This window comes from Azospirillum sp. B4 (assembly GCF_000333275.1).
Taxonomy (GTDB): Bacteria; Pseudomonadota; Alphaproteobacteria; order Azospirillales; family Azospirillaceae; genus Nitrospirillum.
Map to the genome: position 1 here is coordinate 1 of NZ_BACU01000729.1, position 933 is coordinate 933.

Consider the following 933-nt stretch of genomic DNA (forward strand, 5'->3'; position numbering starts at 1 on the left):
CATACGGTCAGGCCCGTTCCCCTAAACGAAAACTGTCCCCCATCGCCGCCGGCTCGGCCAGCAGATTGGCCAGGGTGCGCAGCCCTTGCTCCAGAACGTCGGTGCGCTCCACCCCGCCGATGCAGACGCGCACGGCATGGGGCGTATCGCCCCGGGCGACGGCGAAGGCGTCTGCTGGGGTGATGCGCACGCCCCGGCTTATCAGGGCGCGGGCGAAATCCTCCCGCCGCCAGGGCTCGGGCAGGGATAGCCACAGGTGGGGGCAGGCGGGATCGGAGGGGACGCCGGGCAGCAGGCGGCGGGCCTGGGCCTGACGCTCCGCCACCAGGGCGCGGCGCTGGGCCGCGCTGTCCAGGGCGGCGCCGGACAGGATGAATTCCGCCGACAGTTCAGCTCCCAACGGGTTGACCCCCAGCAGGGTGGCGCGCAGCAGGGTGCGCACGCGGTCCATCAGGGCCGGCGGGCACAGCAGGAAGCCGGTGCGCAGGCCGGGCATCAGGTTTTTCGACAGGCTGGTCAGGAACAGCACCCGCTCCGGATCCAGCGCGGCCAATGGTGACCAACCGGACGTGGTGGCGGACGCCAGAAAGCCGTAGACATCATCCTCCACCACCAGGATGCCGGCCCGCCGGCAGGCATCCAGCACTGCCTGGCGCCGCGCGGGCCCTTGCGTCACCGTGGTCGGGTTGTGCAGTCGTGGCATGCAGTACAGGGCATGGGCGCCATGGGCCCGCGCCGCCTGCTCCAGCGCCTCGGGCAGCAAGCCTTCGCCATCCATCGCCACCGGTACCAGCCGCAGATCCAGCAGCCCGGCCAGCGGCTTCACCGCCGGGTAGTGCTCCAGATCGGAGTCCGGGACCTTGATGCGGGCGAGATGCGCGATCTTCGCCACGGTGGCCTGTCGAGCGACATGGTGCTAAGTCTCTCCTCGAA

General features: G+C 70.6%; 1 protein-coding gene. It reads right to left on the reverse strand.

Features of this window, described 5'->3' with window-relative positions:
- Positions 1-7: 7 nt before the first annotated feature.
- Complete coding sequence (locus tag I55_RS32390; RefSeq protein WP_049974734.1) at positions 8-892, reverse strand: PLP-dependent aminotransferase family protein; 885 nt, start codon at positions 890-892, stop codon at positions 8-10.
- Positions 893-933 lie beyond the last annotated feature (41 nt).